The 20,807-nt window shown below is 71.8% G+C and carries 22 protein-coding genes; 11 read left to right on the forward strand and 11 right to left on the reverse strand.

The window, feature by feature from the left end; genetic code table 11:
• Positions 1-87 precede the first annotated feature (87 nt).
• Together trpS and ACZ5CZ_RS23570 are read left to right on the forward strand one after the other, a co-directional pair.
• Positions 88-1,104: a tryptophan--tRNA ligase gene (gene trpS, locus ACZ5CZ_RS23565; RefSeq protein WP_385843484.1), complete on the forward strand. Its 1,017-nt coding sequence runs from the start codon at positions 88-90 to the stop codon at positions 1,102-1,104.
• A gap of 192 nt (positions 1,105-1,296) precedes the next feature.
• Positions 1,297-1,872, forward strand: a complete 576-nt coding sequence (locus ACZ5CZ_RS23570) for a 2'-5' RNA ligase family protein (protein ID WP_385843485.1) — start codon at positions 1,297-1,299, stop codon at positions 1,870-1,872.
• A gap of 7 nt (positions 1,873-1,879) precedes the next feature.
• Here ACZ5CZ_RS23570 and ACZ5CZ_RS23575 read toward each other — a convergent pair whose 3' ends face one another.
• Entirely contained in the window at positions 1,880-2,614 is a 735-nt protein-coding gene (locus ACZ5CZ_RS23575) for an SDR family NAD(P)-dependent oxidoreductase (RefSeq protein WP_468945677.1), read from the reverse strand.
• A gap of 38 nt (positions 2,615-2,652) precedes the next feature.
• Positions 2,653-3,939, reverse strand: a complete 1,287-nt coding sequence (locus tag ACZ5CZ_RS23580; RefSeq protein WP_468945680.1) for an FAD-binding oxidoreductase — start codon at positions 3,937-3,939, stop codon at positions 2,653-2,655.
• A 115-nt stretch (positions 3,940-4,054) separates the two neighbouring features.
• Here ACZ5CZ_RS23580 and ACZ5CZ_RS23585 point away from each other — a divergent pair, with 115 nt between their 5' ends.
• Entirely contained in the window at positions 4,055-4,978 is a 924-nt protein-coding gene (locus ACZ5CZ_RS23585) for a YihY/virulence factor BrkB family protein (protein WP_468945682.1), read from the forward strand.
• On the opposite strand, the gene ACZ5CZ_RS23590 is transcribed toward ACZ5CZ_RS23585, so the two are convergent.
• The gene (locus ACZ5CZ_RS23590; RefSeq protein WP_468945684.1) at positions 4,926-6,176 is read right to left on the reverse strand and encodes a D-alanyl-D-alanine carboxypeptidase family protein; all 1,251 of its coding nucleotides are present in this window, start codon (positions 6,174-6,176) and stop codon (positions 4,926-4,928) included. The two genes, ACZ5CZ_RS23585 and ACZ5CZ_RS23590, sit on opposite strands and share 53 nt — an antisense overlap.
• Positions 6,177-6,273: 97 nt before the next feature.
• On the opposite strand from ACZ5CZ_RS23590, the gene ACZ5CZ_RS23595 reads away from it, so the two are divergent.
• Together ACZ5CZ_RS23595 and ACZ5CZ_RS23600 are read left to right on the forward strand one after the other, a co-directional pair.
• On the forward strand, positions 6,274-6,513 hold the full coding sequence (locus tag ACZ5CZ_RS23595) for an SCO4848 family membrane protein (protein ID WP_385843491.1): 240 nt from the start codon (positions 6,274-6,276) through the stop codon (positions 6,511-6,513).
• Between the two features lie 274 nt (positions 6,514-6,787).
• Entirely contained in the window at positions 6,788-8,332 is a 1,545-nt protein-coding gene (locus ACZ5CZ_RS23600) for an ABC transporter substrate-binding protein (protein ID WP_468945686.1), read from the forward strand.
• Between the two features lie 9 nt (positions 8,333-8,341).
• Here ACZ5CZ_RS23600 and ACZ5CZ_RS23605 read toward each other — a convergent pair whose 3' ends face one another.
• The 8 genes from ACZ5CZ_RS23605 to ACZ5CZ_RS23640 all read right to left on the reverse strand — a co-directional run bounded on the left by ACZ5CZ_RS23605 (position 8,342) and on the right by ACZ5CZ_RS23640 (position 14,386).
• A complete protein-coding gene (locus ACZ5CZ_RS23605; RefSeq protein WP_385843494.1) occupies positions 8,342-9,070 on the reverse strand; it encodes a TetR/AcrR family transcriptional regulator in 729 nt (242 codons plus the stop codon).
• 63 nt (positions 9,071-9,133) lie between these two features.
• Entirely contained in the window at positions 9,134-9,559 is a 426-nt protein-coding gene (locus ACZ5CZ_RS23610) for a VOC family protein (protein ID WP_385843496.1), read from the reverse strand.
• A 40-nt stretch (positions 9,560-9,599) separates the two neighbouring features.
• On the reverse strand, positions 9,600-10,142 hold the full coding sequence (locus ACZ5CZ_RS23615) for a hypothetical protein (protein WP_385843498.1): 543 nt from the start codon (positions 10,140-10,142) through the stop codon (positions 9,600-9,602).
• 108 nt (positions 10,143-10,250) lie between these two features.
• Positions 10,251-11,012 carry a succinate dehydrogenase iron-sulfur subunit gene (locus tag ACZ5CZ_RS23620; protein ID WP_385843499.1) on the reverse strand — a complete coding sequence of 254 codons (762 nt, stop codon included), beginning with the start codon at positions 11,010-11,012 and terminating at the stop codon, positions 10,251-10,253.
• Entirely contained in the window at positions 11,012-12,766 is a 1,755-nt protein-coding gene (sdhA, locus tag ACZ5CZ_RS23625) for a succinate dehydrogenase flavoprotein subunit (RefSeq protein WP_468945690.1), read from the reverse strand. The genes ACZ5CZ_RS23620 and sdhA overlap by 1 nt, the downstream gene beginning before the upstream one ends.
• A gap of 19 nt (positions 12,767-12,785) precedes the next feature.
• Positions 12,786-13,268 (reverse strand): succinate dehydrogenase hydrophobic membrane anchor subunit, encoded by a 483-nt coding sequence (locus tag ACZ5CZ_RS23630; RefSeq protein WP_385843502.1) that lies wholly within the window; start codon positions 13,266-13,268, stop codon positions 12,786-12,788.
• Between the two features lie 5 nt (positions 13,269-13,273).
• The gene (gene sdhC / locus ACZ5CZ_RS23635; RefSeq protein WP_385843504.1) at positions 13,274-13,654 is read right to left on the reverse strand and encodes a succinate dehydrogenase, cytochrome b556 subunit; all 381 of its coding nucleotides are present in this window, start codon (positions 13,652-13,654) and stop codon (positions 13,274-13,276) included.
• A 183-nt stretch (positions 13,655-13,837) separates the two neighbouring features.
• Positions 13,838-14,386: a 2-oxo-4-hydroxy-4-carboxy-5-ureidoimidazoline decarboxylase gene (locus ACZ5CZ_RS23640; protein WP_468945694.1), complete on the reverse strand. Its 549-nt coding sequence runs from the start codon at positions 14,384-14,386 to the stop codon at positions 13,838-13,840.
• A 154-nt stretch (positions 14,387-14,540) separates the two neighbouring features.
• On the opposite strand from ACZ5CZ_RS23640, the gene ACZ5CZ_RS23645 reads away from it, so the two are divergent.
• From ACZ5CZ_RS23645 to ACZ5CZ_RS23670, 6 genes are all read left to right on the forward strand, one after another.
• Positions 14,541-16,223 (forward strand): beta-N-acetylhexosaminidase, encoded by a 1,683-nt coding sequence (locus ACZ5CZ_RS23645; RefSeq protein WP_468945697.1) that lies wholly within the window; start codon positions 14,541-14,543, stop codon positions 16,221-16,223.
• 191 nt (positions 16,224-16,414) lie between these two features.
• Entirely contained in the window at positions 16,415-17,116 is a 702-nt protein-coding gene (locus ACZ5CZ_RS23650) for a DUF4328 domain-containing protein (protein WP_468945699.1), read from the forward strand.
• Positions 17,117-17,208: 92 nt separating this feature from the next.
• Positions 17,209-17,775, forward strand: a complete 567-nt coding sequence (locus ACZ5CZ_RS23655) for a hypothetical protein (RefSeq protein ID WP_468945702.1) — start codon at positions 17,209-17,211, stop codon at positions 17,773-17,775.
• A 185-nt stretch (positions 17,776-17,960) separates the two neighbouring features.
• Positions 17,961-18,350 carry a hypothetical protein gene (locus ACZ5CZ_RS23660; RefSeq protein WP_385843510.1) on the forward strand — a complete coding sequence of 130 codons (390 nt, stop codon included), beginning with the start codon at positions 17,961-17,963 and terminating at the stop codon, positions 18,348-18,350.
• A 276-nt stretch (positions 18,351-18,626) separates the two neighbouring features.
• Complete coding sequence (locus ACZ5CZ_RS23665; protein ID WP_385843511.1) at positions 18,627-19,289, forward strand: RNA polymerase sigma factor; 663 nt, start codon at positions 18,627-18,629, stop codon at positions 19,287-19,289.
• Positions 19,289-20,530 (forward strand): hypothetical protein, encoded by a 1,242-nt coding sequence (locus ACZ5CZ_RS23670; RefSeq protein ID WP_468945705.1) that lies wholly within the window; start codon positions 19,289-19,291, stop codon positions 20,528-20,530. Before ACZ5CZ_RS23665 ends, ACZ5CZ_RS23670 begins: the two co-directional genes overlap by 1 nt.
• Positions 20,531-20,807 lie beyond the last annotated feature (277 nt).

The following is a 20,807-nucleotide window of genomic DNA, read 5'->3' on the forward strand; positions in this document are numbered from 1 at the left end:
ACGGACGGCCCGCAGTCCCCCGCGCCCCACAACCACCCCCCACCTCCCGGGCCAATCACACCCCCAGCCGATGAGAGAATGGGCACCATGGCCACTGCTGATCGCCCCCGCGTGCTCTCCGGCATCCAGCCCACCGCCGGTTCGTTCCACCTCGGCAACTACCTCGGTGCCGTCCGCCAGTGGGTGGCCCTCCAGGAATCCCACGACGCCTTCTACATGGTCGTCGACCTGCACGCGATCACGGTCCCGCAGGACCCCGCGGACCTGCGCGCCAACACCCGCCTCGCCGCGGCCCAGCTGCTGGCCGCAGGCCTGGACCCGGACCGCTGCACCCTCTTCGTGCAGAGCCACGTCCCCGAGCACGCCCAGCTCGCCTGGGTCATGAACTGCCTCACCGGCTTCGGCGAGGCCAGCCGGATGACCCAGTTCAAGGACAAGTCCGCCAAGCAGGGCGCCGACCGGGCGAGCGTCGGCCTGTTCACGTACCCGATCCTCCAGGTCGCGGACATCCTCCTCTACCAGGCCCACCAGGTGCCGGTCGGCGAGGACCAGCGCCAGCACATCGAGCTGACCCGGGACCTGGCCGAGCGGTTCAACGGCCGCTACGGCGAGACGTTCACCATCCCGGCGCCGTACATCCTCAAGGAGACGGCGAAGATCTACGACCTCCAGGACCCGTCGATCAAGATGAGCAAGTCGGCGTCCACGCCGAAGGGTCTCATCAACCTGCTCGACGAGCCGAAGACCACCGCCAAGAAGGTCAAGAGCGCCGTCACCGACACCGACACCGTGATCCGCTACGACGCGGAGAACAAGCCGGGCGTCTCCAACCTCCTCACCATCTACTCCACGCTCACCGGCACCTCCATCGCCGAGCTGGAGCAGGAGTACGAGGGCAAGATGTACGGCGCGCTCAAGACCGACCTCGCCGAGATCATGGTCGAGTTCGTCACCCCGTTCCGGGAGCGCACCCAGCAGTACCTGGACGACGCCGAGAGCCTCGACAAGATCCTCGCCAAGGGCGCGGAGAAGGCGCGCGCCGTCGCCTCCGAGACGCTGGCACAGGCGTACGACCGCGTGGGCTTCCTCCCGCCGAGGCACTGAGGGGCACGGACCGGCACCGCGCCGCACGGACCGGCGCTGGGGCGCACGGCCGTACACACGTCCTGGTGGGTGGAGCGCTGCACATCACTTCCGCTGCGCCTGCCCACAGGACTTCCATGGCCGTACAGTCGATAGCCGACGGCCGGACGGCACGGCTGTGACAAGACGACAGACGCGACGACAGGAGACGACGTGGGGACCGTAACGATCGGCGTGTCGATCGCGGTTCCGGAGCCTCACGGCAGCCTGCTCCAGGAGCGGCGCGCGGGCTTCGGCGACGCCGCGGCTCACTCCATCCCCACCCATGTCACCCTGCTGCCGCCGACCGAGGTGGACGAGGCCGACCTGCCGGCCGTCGAGGCGCACCTCAGCGCGGTCGCCGCGGCCGGCCGGCCCTTCCCGATGCGGCTGTCCGGCACCGGCACCTTCCGCCCGCTGTCCCCGGTGGTCTACGTCCGGGTCGTGGAGGGCGCCGAGGACTGCACCTGGCTCCAGCAGCGGGTCCGGGACTCCTCCGGGCCGGTGGCGCGCGAGCTCCAGTTCCCCTACCACCCGCATGTCACCGTCGCCCACGGCATCGAGGAGGCGGCGATGGACCGCGCCTTCGAGGAGCTGGCCGGGTTCGAGGCGGAGTGGCCGTGCACCGGGTTCGCGCTGTACCAGCAGGGCGCCGACGAGGTGTGGCGCAAGCTGCGGGAGTACAGCTTCGGCGGCGCGCTGGTGCCGCCGCAGGCCCTGCGCGGCGCGAACCGCAGCACGGTCTCCTAGCAGGGCTCTACAGGGGGAGCCGTCGGTACAGCGGGCGCGGGGTGTGGCGCAGCGCCGACATCAGCAGGCGTAGCCGACCCGGCACCCACACCACCTCCGAGCCCCGGCGCAGCCCCAGTTCGACGGCCGCGGCCACCTCCTCCGGGGTCGTGCCCAGCGGGCCCGCCGCCCGCAGCGGGCCGGGGCGTACGACCATGACGTGCACGCCGGTGCCGTGCAGCGCGTCGCCGAGACCCTGGGCGAAGGCGTCCAGACCGGCCTTGCTGGAGCCGTAGATGAAGTCGGCGCGCCGGGCGCGTTCCCCGGCGACGGAGGACAGCACCACCAGCGAGCCGTGCCCCTGCGCCTGGAGCGCACGGGCGGCGACCAGGGCCGCGGAGACGGCGCCGGTGTAGTTGGTCTGCGCGACCCGGACGGCCCGTACCGGGTCGCGTTCGTCGTGCGCCTGGTCGCCGAGGATGCCGAAGGCGAGCAGCACCAGATCGATGTCGCCCTCGGCGAAGACCTTGCCGAGCGCGGTCTCGTGGGACTCGGGGTCCAGGGCGTCGAAGTCGACCGTGCGGGCGTCGGCGCCGAGGGCGCGCAGGGTCTCGGCGGCCCGCTCCAGCGCGGGGGAGGGGCGGCCCGCCAGCCACACCGTACGGGTGCGGCGGGCGATCAGCCGGCGGGCGGTGGCGAGCGCGATCTCGGACGTGCCGCCGAGGACGAGCAGGGACTGGGGGAGGCCGAAGGCGTCCTTCACGACAACTCCTCGAAGACGGGCCGGGCGTGCAGTGGTCGTCACAGGCCCAGACGGCGGGCCAGGTCCGAGACGAAGACCCCGCGGGGGTCCAGTTCCGCCCGCAGGGAGCGGAAGTCGCCCAGCCGCGGGTACATCGCGGCGAGCAGATCGGGGCGCAGCCGGCCGTCCGCGGCCAGACAGACCCGGCCGCCGACCGCGGCGACCTCCTCGTCCAGGGTGTCGAGCAGGCCGGCGAGCCCGGGCAGCGCGGCCGGGAACTCCAGGGCGAGGCTCCAGCCGGGCAGCGGGAAGGACAGCCAGCCGGGGTCCGCCTCGCCGAAGCGCTTCAGCACTCCCGGACCGGCCGCACCCCGCCGGCCGGCCACGCGCCGCACGATGCGGTGCAGGGTCTCCTCCTGGCCGTGCCCGACGACGAACCGGTACGGCACGACACCGCGGCCTCCCTGGGGCAGGGCGTGCAGGGGGCGCAAGGAAGCGGACAGCCGCCGGAGTTCGCCGGTGCGGGCCCGGGGGACGGTGTGGAACCACAGGCCGTCCACGAGTCCGGCGGCGATCCGGCCGAGCCGGGCGGCGGGGGCCGCGGGCAGCGGGGTGCGGGGCAGGGCGGCCGACAGCCGCCGCCAGGGGCTCGCGCCGAGGGCGTCGAGCGGGGTGTGGTCGCCGCGGACGAGGACGCCGCGGCCGGTCGCCGCGCCCCGGGCGGTCAGGTCGACCCGGGCGGCGGAGTAGCGGTAGCGGTGGTCGGCGGCGGCCAGACGGTCCATCAGGACGTCGAGGCTGGGGGCGCGTTCGGTGTCGACGGTCAGATACGACGTCTGCACCGGGAGCAGCCGGATCGTGGCCGTGAGGATCACGCCGGTCAGGCCCATCCCGCCGGCCGTCGCCTCGAACAGCGGGGTGCCCGGCCGTACCGTGCGGACCTCGCCGTCGGCGGTGAGCATCTCCAGCGACAGCACATGGCGGGAGAAGGAGCCGGAGACATGCTGGTTGGGGCCGTGCAGGTCGGCGCCGATCGCCCCGCCGACCGTCACCGGGCGGGGGCCGGGGGCGACCGGCACGAACCAGCCGAGCGGGAGCAGCACCTCGGCGAGCCGGTGCAGGAAGACCCCGGCGTCGCACAGCACGAGGCCCTCGGCGGCGTCGACGACATGGATCCGGTCGAGGCCGGCCATGTCGAGGACGGCGCCGCCGGCGTTGCGTGCCGCGTCCCCGTGCGCCCGGCCGGAACCGCGTGCGACGGTGCCGCGGGCCCCGCAGTCGCGTACGGCGGCCGCGGCCTCCTCGTACGTGCGCGGACGGATGACGGAAACGGTGTCTCCAGGCATGTCGGTGACCGTATCGCCCGTGTATGGGTGGTTAGTTACTGAACATTCGCCCACTCCACACAATGGGTGATTAGTGGGATGTCATACCAGCGCGTCCTCGGGGCAGGAGAGGATCATGGACTGGCTCAAGAAGCTGCCCGTCATCGGGCCGGCCGTCACCTGGCTCACGGCCACCCACGCGTGGCGGTCGTACGAGCGGCTGGACCGGGTGAAGTGGTCGCGGCTGGCCGCGGCGATGACGTTCATCAGCTTCGTGGCGCTGTTCCCGCTGCTGACCCTGGTGGCCGCGGTCAGCGCCGCCACGCTCAGCCCCGGCCGGCAGAAGACGGTCGAGCACAAGATCGCCGAGCAGTTCCCGGGGGTCATCTCCAACCAGCTGAACCTGACCTCGCTGGTGGACAACGCCGGCACCGTCGGCGTCATCGCGGGCGCCCTGCTGCTGTTCACCGGCATCGGCTGGGTCGGCCAGACCCGGGACTGTCTGCGCGCGGTCTGGGAGCTGCCCGACCGGCCGGAGAACCCGCTGGTCGCCAAGGCCAAGGACGCCGGCATCCTGTTCGGGCTCGGCGGCGCCCTGCTGATCACGCTCGCCGCGTCCACGCTCGCCTCGGCCGCCGTCGGCGGGCTCTCCGGGCTGCTCGGGCTGAGCGAGCACGGCTGGGGCGTGGTCCTGCTCCGCATCGCCGCGTTCGCGGTCGCCGCGCTCGCCGACTTCCTCGTGCTGCTCTACGTCCTGACCCTGCTGCCCGGGGTCGAGCCGCCGCGCCGCCGCCTGCTGGTCGCGGCACTGCTCGGCGCGGTCGGCTTCGAACTGCTGAAGCTGCTGCTCAGCGGCTATATCCAGGGGATCGCCGCGAAGAGCATGTACGGCGCGTTCGGCGTCCCGGTGGCGCTGCTGCTGTGGATCAACTTCACCTCGAAGCTGGTCCTGTACTGCGCGTCCTGGACGGCCACCCGGCACACGGAGGCGGCGGCGCCGGACGGTGTCACGGACGCGTCCGCCGGCGTACCAGGTCCGGCAGCGGCCAACGGCGGTTGACCAGGAACGCGGCGGCTGCGAGCAGCATCAGCGCGCCGCCCGTGATGGCCAGCGCGGTGCCCACCCCGCCGGCCCCGCCCCCGGCGGCCGAACCGGCCACCGGCTTCGCCGCGGGGCCGCCGATCCCCGAGCCGCCCTGCGCGGAGCCGCTCTGCGCGGAGGCGCCCGCGCTGGGCCGGCCGTTGGCGGCGGCGACGCTCTTCGGCGGCACCAGCTCGCCCACCGGCGTGACCTTGCCGGCCGCCTGGAAGCCCCAGTCCAGCAGCCGGGCGGCCTCCTTGTAGACCTCGTTGTGCTCGTGCTTCTGCGGGTTCATCACGGTGACGAGCAGCACCCGGCCGTTGCGCTCGGCGACGCCGGTGAAGGTGGCGCCCGCGTTCGTGGTGTTGCCGTTCTTCACCCCGGCGATGCCCTGGTAGACGGGCACATCGGTGTCGCCGCTGAGCAGCCGGTTGGTGTTGCGGATCTCACCGGACTCGAAGGTGGCGCGCACGGTCGAGCAGTAGTCCCGGAAGTCCTTCTTCTGCAAGCCGGACCGGGCGAACAGCGTCAGGTCGTACGCCGACGACACCTGGCCCGGCTCGTCGTACCCGTCGGGCGAGACGACGTGGGTGTCGTCCGCCTGGAGTTCGTCGGCGTGCTGCTGCATGTCCTGGACGGTCTGCGGGACACCGCCGTTCATGTGCGCGAGGACGTGCACGGCGTCGTTGCCCGAGCGCAGGAAGACCCCCAGCCACAGGTCGTGGACGGAATAGGAGCGCCCCTCCTTTATCCCGACCACGCTCGACCCGGCACCCATGCCGGCCAGGTCCCCGGGGATGACCTTGTGCTCCATGGTCTTCGGGAAGCGGGGCAGCACGGTGTCCGCGAAGAGCATCTTCAGCGTGCTGGCCGGGGGGAGCTGCCAGTGCGCGTTGTGCGCGGCGAGTACGTCGCCGGACTCGGCGTCCGAGACGATCCAGGACAGCGCGGTGAGGTCCTTCGGCAGCACGGGCACGCCCGGAGCGAGGTTGACCTGTGTACCGGCCTGGCCCAGCCGGGCGCCGCCCACCGTGGACATGCCGTTCGGGGGCGTGGCGGTCGCACGCGCGGAGGGGGTGGGGGCGGCGAGGGCGGCGGGGGTGGCGACGGACAGCGACAGCAGGGTGACACAGGCGGCCGACAGCAGGCGTCGGCTGGTCTTCTTGGGTGCGGGCACGCTGGGAAACGTACCTGGCGCGGACGGCGAAGTTCCACGTCGTGGCCCATCGCCACCCCCGGCACGGAGCCGGAGCGCGGACGGCGATACTGGTCGCATGAAGCTAAGCCGCCCGGTCTCCTGGTTCCTGCTCGCTTTCGGGGTGTGGTCCTGGGTCATCTGGGTCACCTTCGTCAAGAATCTATGGATGGACGCCAGCGGGCTCGCCTTCCACCACGGCCACCCGACCGCCTACTTCTGGGTCCACCTGCTGCTGGCCGTCGTGTCCTTCGTATTGGGGACGGCCATCGGCGCCATCGGGTTGCGCAGCCTCCGCACCCTCCGCCACACCCCCTGACCCCCTCACCCGGGCAGGAGTCGCACCCCACCCGGGACCTTTCTCACACCACCCGGCTGCCGGAAACGATCGCTCCGGTGTGGAGGGCCTGTGAAACAGGGGGATAACAACGCTTCGGTAAGTTCTTGCGCCTACTGGTCAGAAAGCCCTTCCCCCAGGTGAAACCGGTGTGATTAGGTGAGCCGCGCCACTCTGGGGAAGTGGCTCATTCGTGCTGGTCCAGGGGTAGGGCCTGGAAGGGCCTGGGGAGGGCACCACCATGCGATCTGTTCGCATGCGGATTCTCGTGACGCTGCTCGTGCTCGCGGCCGTGGGAATCGGCGGCTGGCAGCTGCTGCCGTCGCAGGAGGACAAGAACAAGACGATCACGGTCGGTACGACGGACGCCGTCACGGACCTGGACCCGGCCGGCGCGTACGACGCGGGTTCCTGGGCCCTCTTCAGCAACGTCTTCCAGACGCTGCTCACGTTCGAGCCGGGTGGCGTGGAGCCGGTCCCGGACGCGGCGCAGAGCTGCTCCTTCGTGGGCAGCGGCTCGAAGACGTACCAGTGCACGCTCCGCGACGGCATCACCTTCCCGAGCGGCCGGGCGATGACCGCCGAGGACGTGAAGTACTCCTTCGACCGGGTCACGAAGATCAACTCCGATGTCGGCCCGGCCTCCCTCTTCGGCACGCTCGGCTCGGTCACCGTCGAGGGCACCAGGAAGGTGACCTTCCACCTGTCGACCCCGGACGCCACCTGGCCGCTGAAGGTGGCCACCGGCGCCGGTGCGATCGTGGACAAGGACAAGTACCCGGCGAACGCCCTGCGCAAGGGCACCTCGGTCGACGGCACCGGCCCCTACACGCTGACCTCGTACACCAAGGGCGCGAAGGCCGACCTCGACCCCAACCCCCGCTACAAGGGCTACCTCAGCGGGACCGGACGCCCGGTCGAGCTGCGCTACTACACCGACTCCGACCAGCTGAACAACGCCTGGAAGTCCCGGCAGATCGACGTGGCCAGCCGCACCCTGCCGCCGGGCGTGCTGTCCCGGCTGAACCCCAGCGACCCGAACAGCCGCATCACCGAGTCGGACAGCTCCGAGACCCGCAACCTGTACCTCAACACCCGCGCCCGCTCCCCGCTGCACGACCCCCGGGTACGGCAGGCGCTGGCCTGGCTGGTCAACCGCGAACAGCTGGCCGCCACCGTGTACCAGGGCACCGTCGATCCGCTCTACTCGCTGATCCCGACCGGCATCACCGGCCACACCACCTCGTTCTTCGACGCGTACCCGACGCAGAACGTGCAGAAGGCGCGGGCGCTGCTCACCGAGGCCGGGGTCTCCCTGCCCGTCCGCTTCACCTTCGGCTACGGCCGCAACCGGGGCGCCGGCGAGCAGGAGGCGGCGACGCTGAAGAAGCAGCTGGAGGCGGGCGGTCTGTTCCAGGTGGACGTCAAGGGCTACGAGTGGACCGACTTCCAGAAGCGCTGGGCGGCCGGGCAGATGGACGCCTGGGCGGTCGGCTGGGTGGCCGACTACCCCGACCCGGACACCTTCGGCTCCGCGCTCGTCGGCACCGGCTCCACCATGAGCACCGGCTACAGCAACAAGGCGGTCGACCGTCTCATCCAGGACAGCCAGCAGTACACCGACCGCTCCCGGGCCGCGAAGGACTTCCGGGACATCCAGGCCGACGTGGCCCGGGACGTGCCGCTGATCCCGCTGTGGCAGCGCAAGGAGTACGTGGTCAGCACCGAGGACGTGGGCGGCGGCCAGTACCTGGACGACGGCACGGGCGTGTTCCGCCTGTGGCGCCTCCAGTGGATCTGACCGGTCCGCTCACCGGCCCGGATCCGGCAGCGCCCTCGTCATGCCCGGCAGGAAGTCCGTGAACAGCTCGTGGACCTCCAGGACCAGGGGGCGCAGCACCCGGAACCGGGCCAGGGAGACGCCGCGCGCGGTCAGCCGGGCCCCGCGCCGCGCCAGCCGGTAGCTGCGCTCGCGCCCCGGCGTCCGATCGAAGATCCAGTACAGGATCAGCCCCATCTGGGACAGCCACATCAACTCCGGCAGCACCTCCCGGAGTTCGGGCGCCACCTTCGTCTTCGAGCCGGCCAGCACCTCCCGGTGCACGCTGATCGCCTGCTCCCGGGCGTGCTCGCTCTCCGGTGAGAAGGGGCTGAGCGGGCTGTCCGGGTCGGCGGCGTTCTTGAAGAACTGCACCGCGAACTCGTGGTACGGCCGCGCGATGTCCAGCCACGTGGTCAGCACGCCCGCGAGCCGCGCCTCCAGGTCGGTCTCCCGGGCCAGGACCTCCCTCACCGCCTGCTGGTGCTCGGCGGCGATCCGGTCGTAGAACCCCTGGATCAGGTGTTCCTTGCCCTCGAAGTAGTAGTAGGCGTTGCCTACCGAGACCCCGGCCTCCTGGGCGATGGCCCGCATGGTCGTCTTGTCGTACCCGCGCTCCTGGAACATCCGCATCGCGGTCTCCAGGATCAGCGCGCGGGTCTGCTCGGACTTGCTGCTGGGGGAGCCGGCCGCCTCGGGGCCGTCGTACTTCACGGGCACGATGCAGAGCCTAACGAGTGACGCGGGCGCCCTCGGACCAGGTCGGCCGCCGGACCGGCCCGCTCAGCTCGCCACCAGGCGGCCGCTGCGGCCCAGCTCCGGGCGCTTGGTGTAGTCCGTGAACCCGATGACGTTGCCCCACGGGTCGGCGATCTCCACGGTCCAGCCGGTGGCCACCGGGAAGGGCCCGTCGAGCGGTGCGATGCCCGCCGCCGCCAGGGAGCGGGCCGCCGTACGGGCGTCCGCCACCTCGATCCACACCCGTGGCGAGGGCCAGGGCGGCGGCCGGTGCCCCAGCACCTCCTCGTGCCGCAGCAGGATGCCGGGCGTCTCGCCGCCGACCTTCAGCAGCGCGATGCCCGCCTCGTCGAAACGGAAGGCCACCGCGAACCCGGCGCGCTCGTAGAAGCCGACGGCCGCGCCGAGGTCCCCGACGGGCAGCAGGACGTTGTCGAATCCGAGCGGTTCGTACGACTGGTCGTCTGACATACCGTCAGAATAGGCGCCGGAGCGGCCGCGACCCGTGATTTCACATGCTGCTGAGCGAACGGGCGTAGTTGACCTGGCCCATGACCATCTGGAAGGTCTCCGGACCGGTGGCCGGGATCATGGTCTGGTGGTGCCGGCCGCCGCTGGTCACGGTGACCTGGACGTAGCCGGTGGTCTTCTTCTCCTTCATCAGCAGGAAGAGCAGGCCGAGCAGGCAGAAGATGAAGAAGATGATCGCCAGCACGATGGCGTGCGACGGGATCTTCTCCTCGGTGTGCGACATGTCGGTGGCGTTCCACACCGCACCGCGCAGCGGCATGGTGCCGGCCGGGGTGACGATCTGATCGCCCGTCACCGTGATGTCCCCGATGGCCACCAGCGGTGCGCCGCCCATCGGCGCCGGAGCCCCCTGCTGCTGGGGGAAGCCCGGCCCCGGCACCTCGGGGTACCCGGCCGCGTCGTAGGCCGGGGCGGGGTGGGGGTAGCCGTAACCGGGCTGCGCGGGCGGTGTCGGCGGCTGCGCGGGCGGCTGCCCCGGACCCCATCCACCGCCGCCGTTCTGGTACGGATTCTGCTCGGACATGCTGCTGCCCCCCGATGACGAAGATGCCGTGTGTGTGGGTACTGCCGACGAGGGGCCGTCCCCCCGGTCACCGGGAGAACGGCCCCTCGCATTGTGCCAGGCGTCGGCTCAGTAGCGCCGGGTGATCAGCGCCCTCTTCACTTCCTGGATCGCCTTCGTGACCTCGATACCGCGCGGGCAGGCGTCCGTGCAGTTGAAGGTCGTGCGGCAGCGCCACACGCCGTCGCGGTCGTTGAGGATCTCCAGCCGCTGCTCGCCCGCCTCGTCACGGCTGTCGAAGATGAAGCGGTGGGCGTTCACGATGGCGGCCGGACCGAAGTACTGGCCGTCGTTCCAGAACACCGGGCAGGACGAGGTGCACGCCGCGCACAGGATGCACTTCGTGGTGTCGTCGAAGCGCGCCCGGTCCTCCGGCGACTGGAGACGCTCGCGCGTCGGCTCGTTCGTGTCCTTGGTGACCAGGAACGGCATGACGTCCCGGTACGCCTGGAAGAACGGCTCCATGTCGACGATCAGGTCCTTCAGGACCGTCAGGCCCTTGATGGGCTCGACCGTGATCGGCTTCTCGGGGTTGATGTCCTTGATCAGCGTCTTGCAGGCGAGGCGGTTCCTGCCGTTGATCCGCATCGCGTCCGAGCCGCAGATGCCGTGCGCGCACGACCGGCGGAAGGTGAGGGTGCCGTCGAGCTCCCACTTGATCTTGTGGAGGCCGTCGAGGACCCGCTCCTTGGGGTCGATCTCCACCTGGAAGTCTTCCCACACGGCCTCCGCCGCGACCTCCGGGTTGAACCGGCGGATCCGGAAGGTGACCGTGATGTACGGGGAGGCCGCGGACTCCGCCTCGACCTTGTCCAGAACAGGGGTAGCCATCAGTACTTACGCTCCATCGGCTGGTAGCGGGTCTGGACGACCGGCTTGTAGTCGAGACGGATGGATTCGGCCCCGTCGGCGCCGACCTCGCGGTACGCCATGGTGTGGCGCATGAAGTTGACGTCGTCGCGGTTCGGGTAGTCCTCGCGGTAGTGACCGCCGCGGGACTCCTTGCGGGCCAGCGCCGAGACGCACATGACCTCGGCCAGGTCCAGCAGGTTGCCCAGCTCGACGGCCTCCAGCAGGTCGGTGTTGAACCGCTTGCCCTTGTCCTGGATCGCCACGTTCCGGTAGCGCTCCCGCAGCTCGCCGATCTTCTCGACGGCCGCCTTGATCGTCTGCTCGGTGCGGAACACCATGACGTTGGCGTCCATGCAGTCCTGGAGCTCACGGCGCAGGGTGGCCACCCGCTCGGTGCCGGTGGAGTTGCGCAGCCGCTCGATCTGCTCGACGACCAGGGACTCCGGGTTCTCCGGCAGCTCCACGTAGTCGTTCTTGGCCGAGTACTCGGCGGCGGCGATGCCCGCGCGGCGGCCGAACACGTTGATGTCCAGCAGCGAGTTGGTGCCGAGGCGGTTGGCGCCGTGCACGGAGACACAGGCGACCTCGCCGGCCGCGTACAGGCCCGGGACCACCGTGGTGTTGTCCGCCAGGACCTCACCCTCGACGTTGGTCGGGATGCCGCCCATGGCGTAGTGCGCGGTCGGCTGGATCGGGATCGGGTCCGTGTACGGCTCGATACCGAGGTAGGTCCGCGCGAACTCGGTGATGTCCGGGAGCTTGGCGTCCAGCTGCTCCGGCGGCAGGTGGGTCAGGTCCAGGTAGACGTGGTCGCCCTCGGGACCGCAGCCGCGGCCCTCGCGGATCTCCGTGTAGATGGCGCGGGAGACGACGTCACGGGACGCGAGGTCCTTCATGACCGGCGCGTACTTCTCCATGAAGCGCTCGCCGTCCTTGTTGCGGAGGATGCCGCCCTCACCGCGGGCGCCCTCCGTCAGCAGGATGCCCATGCGCCAGATGCCGGTCGGGTGGAACTGGAAGAACTCCATGTCCTCCAGCGGCAGCCCGCGCCGGTACACGGCGGCCTGGCCGTCACCGGTCAGGGTGTGCGCGTTGGAGGTCACCCGGAAGAACTTGCCGCAGCCGCCGGAGGCGTAGATGACGGCCTTCGCCTGGAAGATGTGGATCTCGCCGGTGGCCAGCTCGTACGCCACCACACCGGCCGACCTCTTGACGCCGTCGACCTCGGTGATCAGCTGGTCCAGGACGTAGAACTCGTTGAAGAACTCCACGCCCTCCTTGACGCAGTTCTGGTACAGCGTCTGGAGGATCATGTGGCCGGTGCGGTCGGCCGCGTAGCAGGCGCGGCGCACCGGCGCCTCGCCGTGGCTGCGGCTGTGACCGCCGAAGCGGCGCTGGTCGATGGCGCCGTCCGGGGTCCGGTTGAACGGCAGGCCCATCTTCTCCAGGTCGAGAACGGCGTCGATGGCCTCCTTCGCCAGGATCTCGGCGGCGTCCTGGTCGACCAGGTAGTCACCGCCCTTGACCGTGTCGAAGGTGTGCCACTCCCAGTTGTCGTCCTCCACGTTGGCGAGCGCGGCGGCCATGCCGCCCTGCGCGGCGCCCGTGTGGGAGCGGGTGGGGTAGAGCTTGGTCAGGACCGCGGTGCGGCTGCGCTTGGTCGCCTCGATGGCGGCGCGCATGCCCGCGCCGCCGGCGCCGACGATGACGGTGTCGTACTTGTGGATCTTCATGTTTCTCGCAGCCCCGTGCCTAGCGGATGTTCGGGTCGAAGGTGAAGATCACCAGCGTGCCGAGCAGGATGGTGAACACCGTGGCGGTGTAGAGCAGGGCCTTCAGCCACATACGGCTGGCCGCCCGCTCCGCGTAGTCGTTGATGACCGTGCGCAGGCCGTTGGCGCCGTGCAGCATCGCCAGCCACAGCATCAGCAGGTCCCAGACCTGCCAGAACGGGGACGCCCAGCGGCCGGCCACGAAGGCGAAGCCGACCTTGGAGACGCCGCCGTCCAGCACGAGCTGGATCAGCAGGTGGCCGAGGACCAGGACGACCAGCACGATGCCGGACAGGCGCATGAAGAGCCAGGCCGCCATCTCGAAGTTGCCCCGGGTGGAACGCGGGGTCTTCTTGGTGCGCTTGCGCGGCGCCTCGATGAGCGGGGCCGGGTTGTCGACGGTGTAGACGGGGGCACCCTCGACGGGGCCGACTCCGGACGCGGTGGATTCAGTGGTGGCCATGGATCTCAGCTCCCGAACAGAACACGAGCGGCGTGGCCGAGGACCGGGTAGATCGCGCCGATCATCAGCACGAGCCAGACCCCGACGACGCTCCAGAGCATCTGCTTCTGGTAGCGGGGGCCCTTCGACCAGAAGTCGACGGCGATGACGCGCAGGCCGTTGAGGGCGTGGAAGAGGATGGCGGCGACGAGGCCGTACTCCAGGCACGCGACGATCGGCGTCTTGTAGGTGGCTACGACCTTGTCGTAGTCCTCGGGGCTGACACGGACGAGAGCGGTGTCCAGCACGTGGACGAACAGGAAGAAGAAAATGAGGACGCCGGTGACTCGATGAGCCACCCAGGACCACATTCCTTCCCGGCCGCGGTACAGCGTTCCAGCCGGCACGGAAGAACCCTCCGGGAGCGGGGACTAGGGCCGCGCCGGCTTCTCTGTCGGTCGGGCCCGGCCGGGTACGGTCCACCGGCCCTCAGCATCGTATCCAGGCCAACCTGTGTCGCTTACAGGGGGCCTACTTGTGTGATCGAACTGGCACCGGATGGATGATCGGCCGTACGGCGGACGGCCTGCTCAGATGCCGGATGCGGGTGCCTTTGGGCTGGTCATGCTCCTTCGCGCGGCGCCCAGGGCCGCGGTCAGCCGGCTTCTGGCCAGCCGCCTGAGTTCCTCCGCCGTCGTCACCCGTTCGTCCTCCGGATCGTTTGTCAATCGTGACCGGATCCCTTCGAGGATGTGATCGAGGGTTTCGTCCGGGTGGACGTCACCCAGGTAGATGACGAACGCATGGCCGAATTTGCACTCGTACGCGGCATTCGCGGCGCTCAGCGCCATATGGGCCGCGGAGTAGGTGTCCGCCGGCAGCTCGGGGAGCGACTCGCCGGCCAGCGCCTCGGTCAGGTCGGCCGGGGAGAGGTCGTACGCCGCCTCGTCCGCCGCGGCCAGCAGCGCGGCCAGGTCCGGATAGGGGCGGTGCTCGGTCACCCGGTCGGACCAGCGCAGGCTGCGCAGGCAGCACAGGAGCAGGGCGCGGGCCTCGTCCGCCGGGGCCGCGTTGAAGGCGGCCAGGGGGGTGGGGAGGTGAGGGAGCGGGTGGCCGGGCAGCGTAGGTCCTCGCGTCACGGGTGATGTGGCAGGGGATCTTGTGAAAGGTGTGTCGTCAGGCTATCGAGAGTGGTCACGGTGTGTCCGTGCGATGCCTGAATTTCACCCGGACGGAAGAGTTTCGGAGCGCCTGGGTGACGGGTGTGGCGCCGTTCGGTCGTACGTTGGCAGGGTGACCCAGCACAGGCGCCGGGAAACGGCGCAGCAGGTGATACGGAAGCGCGCGGTGGTGGCGGCGGCGTTCGTCGGCACCGTGGCGCTCGGAACGGGTGTCGGGGTGTGGGCCTCGTCGGCCGGCGGCGGCGGGCACTCCGCCGACGCGGGGCGGACGGCGTCCGGCTCGGACGGCGGACGCCTCGGCGTGTCGCCCGGTACGGCCTCCGGTACGGCCCCGCCCCCGGCCGGTGTGACGCCTCGGCCCAGCCGGTCCTATCCGCTGTCGCAGACGCCGCGCACCATACCCGCGGTCCGCTCCCACACCCCGGCGCGCGGGCCCGGCTGGCAGCCCCGCACGGGCGACCGGGTGGTGGTGGGCGACGGCGCCCTGGCCGACGAGGGCCGGCTGATCGCCGGGGAGCTGGGGCTGACGTACGCGGGGGAGCGGGACGACGTACGGGCGGGCGATGTGCGGCTGGCGCTGGGGGGCGGGGGCGGGAACCAGGAGTCGTACACCATGACCGTGCGCGGCGGGCGGGTCGACATCAGCGGGCCCGGCGAGGCCGGCGTCTTCTACGGCACCCGCACCCTGAAGCAGGAGGTCCACGGCGGCGGTACGGCCCCGGAGGGGGTGGTCCGGGACGCGCCCGCCAAGCCGGTGCGCGGGTTCATGCTGGACATCGCCCGCAAGCCGTTCAGCGAGGCCTGGATCGAGGACCGGATACGCGAGCTGGGGGACCTGAAGTTCAACGAGCTGGGCCTGCACTTCTCCGACGACCAGGCCTTCCGGATCGAGTCCACCAGCCACCCCGAGATCGTCTCGCCGGTCCATCTGACCAAGGCGCAGGTCCGCCGGATCGTGGCGCTGGCGGACAGCCGGCACATCACCGTCGTCCCGGAGATCGACTCGCCCGGGCATCTGGGCGCCGTGCTCGCCGCCCACCCGGACCTCCAGCTGCGCAACGCGAGCGGGATCGCCACCAAGGGCGCGATCGACATCTCCAAGCCCGCCTCCGCGAAGCTCGTCGACGATCTGCTGAACGAGTACGCGGGCCTGTTCACCGGCGGCCAGTGGCACCTCGGCGGCGACGAGTACCAGGCGCTGACCGTGCGGAACCCGCAGACGTCGTATCCGCAGCTGGCCGCCGCCGCCCGGGCCGCCTACGGCTCCGGCGGCACGGTCGCCGACCTCGCCACCGGCTGGCTGAACGCCCGCGCCGCCACCGTCCGCGCCCACGCCAAGACCGCACGGGCCTGGAACGACGGCTTCTACCGCGGCACCTCCGTGCAGCCCGCGGGCGATCTCCAGGTCGCCTACTGGACCGGCAAGGAGATCGGCGCCCGCCCGCCGCTGGACTATCTGAGCGCGGGCCGCACGGTGCTCAACTACAACGACGAGTTCCTCTACTACGTCCTCGGGCAGCCGCAGACCTTCGTCTATCCGACCGGACAGCGGATCTACCAGCAGTGGAACCCGCGCGTGCTGCGCGGCACGGCCGCCGTGCCGGCGCGCTACGACGGCCGGATCGCCGGCGGCTCCTTCGCCGTGTGGTGCGACTTCCCGAACGCGCAGACGGAGGCGCAGGTCGCGGCCGGGATCCGGATGCCGCTGCGGGCCACCGTGCAGAAGCTGTGGGACCCGGGCACCCCCGCGCTGTCCTGGGCGGCCTTCACGGCGCTGGCCGGCCGGCTGGGCTGAGGGGCGCGGTGCGAACCGGCCGGGCCGAGGGGCGCGGCGGGGGACCCGGCCGGGCCGAGGTGGGGCGGCGGGAACCGAGTGGACGTGCCGGGGCGTCGGCCCGTATGTTCCGTTGACCGTTTTTCCAAGATCGCGCGTCCGGCCGTACGACGGCCGTCCCCGCGCTTCTGCTTCATCCGGGGGATCTCCACATGACCTCGCCCATGCCCGCCGCCCCGCCCTTCACGCCCGGTGCCGTCCTGCGCTCGCCGGTGGGGCTCGGCCGGGCCGCAGCCACGCTGCTCGGTGTGGTGATCGCCGCCGACCTGTTCGCCGTCGTCGCCGACTGGATGGAGTTCAGCGTCTCCGGTGAGCTGCTGGGCGGCGCCACCGGCTCCGCCGTGATCCACCGGGCCGACCGCGCCGACACCGTGTACAACATGGCCGGCCTCTGCCAGGGGATCGCCCTGCTGGCCGCGGCCGTCGTCTATCTGTGCTGGCTGTGGCGGGTGCGGGTGAACGCCGAGGTGTTCCGCCCGGACCTGCACCGGATGCGGCGCGGCTGGACCGTCGGCGGCTGGTTCTGCCCGATCGTGAACCTGTGGTTCCCGCGCCGGATCGTCGAGGACGCCTGGGACGCCAGCCTGCCGCTGGGCTCGCGGACCGGACGCGCGCCGGTCACCGCCTGGTGGACCCTGTGGATCAGCACGATGCTCCTCGGCCGGGTCGCGTACACCGTCTACTCCCGCGCCGACGACCCGACCACCCTGCGCAACGCCGCCGCGCTGATGCTGCTGTCCGACGCGGTCGACGCCGCGGCCGCCGCGCTGGCCATCGTGGTGGTCGTCCACCTCACCCGGATGCAGCACCAGAAGGCGCTGTACGGCCCGGCGCCCGCGCCCCTCTATGGCTGAAAACGATCACAGTGACACTCCCGGTCCCTTGCACGCAGTAAGGGGAAGTGCGGGCTCCGTATCGGTCGGAGCCCCGGCGAGGGAGGCTTTTCATGAGCCTGGTGGAACTGATCGCACAGGCGGACGAGCGCGCGCTGGCCGCCGGCGGGCTGGCTTGTTTTGAGCGATGCCTGCCCCTGCTCGACGGCGACGACGAGCTGCTGCGGCCGCTGTGGGGGCACCTCGCCGACGGCTCCGACTGGGCCGTGAGCCTGGACAAGGCCCGCGCCGCGCTCGGCCCGGCACCCGCCGGGGACGAGCCCGCGCTGCTGGCCCGCGGCATGCTGGACACCGCCCCGGCCGAGCGCACCGCCGACACGCTGCGCCCCTGGGCCGACGCCTGCTCGGTCGCCTCCCTGCGCATCCACCGGCTGCTCGACCCCGCCGCCGACGGCAGCGCCGGCCCGGCCGGCCCCGACGCCGGGCGCCGGGGGGACACCGCGGACCTGCCGCCGCTGGTCGCCGCCGAGCTGCGCCGTCAGACCACCGTGCTGGAGATCCTCGGCGACCACGGCCGCCAGGCCCTGCGCCGCGCCCTGGAGATCTCGGTCGAGGGCCGCCGGGTGCTGCGCGCGGTGGTCTCGCGCCGCGCGCGCAGCGAGGCCGACGCGGGGGCCTGAGCCGGACCGGCCGGCCCGCCGCACGGGACGAACGGCGCCAAACCTCGGGCGTGAGCGGGTGCTGTGACCGTCCTGCGGCGGAGGTGGGGCGGTCCTGGGCGGGTTGCAGAAAGACGCCGATCGGCCGTGACGGATGATCCGCCACGCTCGCTCTTCCGTATGTGACCCATGTGACCCCCCAGTACGTGACTGCACAGCAGGAGACCAGACCGCATGCCGCGGCGAAGCCCGTGCGATGGGCCGCGGACGCGGTGGCGGCCATGCGCGAGGGCGCCCGGGTGCGCCTCGACTACACGGCGCAGAGCCTGTGGCGCGTGGACCGGATGATCGAGGAGATACGGCGCGAGGGCGCACCGTACGCGGCGGTCGAGACCGTGCTGCGCGGCTTCGGCGCCTACGCCGGTGAGGTGCTGGTCCGCCAGACCGGTGCCGAATGGTGGGCGACCGGCGGCGAGCACTGGGTCCGCACCCCGGACGGACGGCTCTGGGACCCCGTCGACGAGGCCCGCCGCTGCTACCGCGGCCATGGCTCGCTCCGCCTGCTGTGCCGGGACGCCACGGCCTCCACGGGGTGAGCGCAGCCACCCACAGGCAACGGCCGGGGCCGCCACCCCCCACAGGAGAGGCCCCGGCCGTCGCGCGGACGGGCCGCGCGCGGCCCGTACTCCCTTCAGCGCCATGGATGCGTTTTCTGTCACACCCCGGGCGCGCTCAGTCCCCAACGGCCCTCACTCTGCGCACATCAGCACTCGATCACGAGTTAGTTGCATCTTCTATGGACATGGACGGGGAGCGGTTTGACGCCGTAACGTGCCTTTCGCGCCGACCGAAGACAGGCGTAAGGGAGTGCGGTGCTGGGGGACGACGCGGAGCTGACCGCCGCGGTGCGTGCGGCACAGGACGGAGACGAGACCGCGTTCCGTACGGTGTACCGCGCAGTGCATCCGCGGCTGCTGGGATACGTACGCACGCTCGTCGGCGACCCGGACGCCGAGGACGTCGCGTCCGAGGCCTGGTTGCAGATCGCCCGCGACCTCGACCGGTTCAGCGGCGACGCCGACCGCTTCCGCGGCTGGGCCGCCCGGATCGCCCGCAACCGCGCCCTGGACCACATACGCATGCGCGGCCGCCGGCCCGCGATCGGCGGCGACGAGACGGAGCTGACCGGACGCGCCGCCGACTCCGACACCGCGGGCGAGGCCATCGAGGCCCTCACCACCGACCGCACCCTCTCCCTCATCGCCCGGCTCCCGCAGGACCAGGCCGAGGCGGTCGTGCTGCGCGTGGTGGTCGGCCTGGACGCCAAGACCGCCGCCGAGACGCTCGGCAAACGCGCGGGTGCCGTCCGCACCGCCGCCCATCGCGGCCTGAAGCGGCTCGCGGAGCTGCTCGGCGACGATCCGGAATCCGCGGGCGGGCTCGATGCGCTGCCACCCCAGCGAGAACCGCGCCAGGGCACGGTGACGTCCGCAACTGTGACGCATACACGCGCGCGGACGCAGAAGGACATGTGATGGCCGACGAGCAGTACAGGTGGCTGAACCGGGAGACGGCGGAACGTCTGCTGCGCGGTGAGCCGCTGGAAGCCGTCGACCCCCGCGCCCGTGACCAGGCCGAACGCCTCTCCGAGGCGCTCGGCGCGCTGTCCGCGCGGACCGCCGGCGACACCGCAGAACTGCCCGGTGAGCAGGCCGCCCTGGCCGCGTTCCGCACGGCCCGCGACACCGCCGCGGCCGAGCCCGCCGCCACCGCGGGCGCCTCCGGCCGACGCTTCCGCGCCTTCGGCCACGGCTCCGACGCGGGCCTGGTCCGGATCGGCTTCCCGGGCCGTACCGGAATCTCCGGCCACCGCCCGCGCTGGGGCCGCCCGGTGCGCCTCGCGCTCGCCGCGGCGGTGGCCGCGAGCGCGCTCGGCGGGGTCGCCGTCGCCGCGGGCAGCGGTGTGCTGCCCGTGCCGTTCGGCCACCGGGAGCCCGCCCCCGCCGCCTCCGCCGACGGACGGCCGCTCACCTCGCCCTCCCCGACCGGCCAGGACCCGGGCACCCCGAACGGCAGCGCACCGTCCGGCGAGGCCGCCGCGCCGGACGAGACCCGTCCGTCCGCCGGCGCCGCCGGCCGGTGGAGCGGGGCCGGTCCGGCCTGCCGGGACCTCCGGGACGGCAAGGACCTGGACACCGGCCGCAAGCACGCCCTGGAAAAGCTGGCGGGCGGCTCCAACCGGGTGAGGTCGTACTGCAAGGTCGTCCTGGGCAGCGGCGCGGGCGGCTCGGGCGGTTCCGGTGACGCGGGCGGCTGGGGCGGCTCCGGCGCGGCGAGCGGCGGCAAGGGCGGCTCCGGCCAGGGGCAGGACCAGGGCGCCAAGGGCAACGACAAGGGCCAGGACAAGGGCAACGGCAACGGCCAGGGCAAGGACAAGGGCAAGGGCGAGCAGGACGGCGGCGGCCAGGGCGACGGCGACTCCCACCCCGGCCACGGCGGAACCGGCACCCACCCTGATCACGGCGGAACCGGCACCCACCCCGGCCACGGCACCGGCCACCCCGGCCACGGCGGCACCCACCCCGGTCACAGCAGCGGTCACCCCGGCCACGGCTCGGTCAAGGGCAACGGCCATGCGGCCGGTTCCGGCGGCACGGGCGGCACGGGCGGCGGCGCCGGCAAGGGCCCGCACCCGAAGAACACCCCCGAGGCGACGGGCGCGGGTCAGCCCAAGGCGGCCGTCACCACCTCCCCGCCCACCCCAAACCCCCGCTGACCTGCGGCTTTCCCTGCCCCGGAAATTCGCGAAAAATTTCTTGGCGCCAGGTGTGACGTTTCCGGGGCCTTGTACGCAGTACTGAGTGAGCCGACTGGTCATCGGCCGTAGCACTGAGCCGGGGTTCCCCCCGTACCCGTGGCTCGTGCGCATGGCGCGGGGGGGGAAAAGTCCCCCCCTCCCCCCCCCCCCCCCAACCCCCCCCCCAAAAAAAACAAAACTCTCTCCCCACCACCCCCCCCCCGAAAACAAAGAAGACTCACTCCCCTCCCCAGAA

This window comes from Streptomyces sp. NPDC031418, from assembly GCF_055581605.1.